This is a genomic window from Alteromonas sp. ABE4_545 (assembly GCF_056161325.1).
In genome coordinates this window covers 1-295 of sequence record NZ_JBSWYY010000090.1, presented here as the reverse complement: position 1 = coordinate 295, position 295 = coordinate 1, and the positions used below count along the sequence as shown (strand labels likewise).

Genomic DNA, 295 nt, shown 5'->3' with positions numbered 1-295 from the left:
ACAGCATTAGCCGAAGGTGGCTATACCGTGACAGCCTCTGGTACGGATGATGCTGGCAATACAGCAACGACCTCTACCTCCGGTGTTATTGACACCACGGCGCCTGTTATCGCGCTCGATGCGCCGGGCACAGATAACGACACCACGCCCACACTCACAGGCACAACCGACGCACCTGCCGGTGCAACCGTTACCCTCACTGTGGTCGACAACAATGGCGACAGCCAAACCTTATCCGCTACTGTTCAAAACGATGGCTCTTTCAGTGCCACACCGGCGACACCTTTAGCTGAAG

At 56.6% G+C, this 295-nt stretch carries 1 pseudogene; it reads left to right on the top strand.

What is annotated here, in order from left to right:
- A pseudogene (locus ACXAH6_RS20445) lies at positions 1–295 on the top strand (retention module-containing protein); the annotation flags it as partial.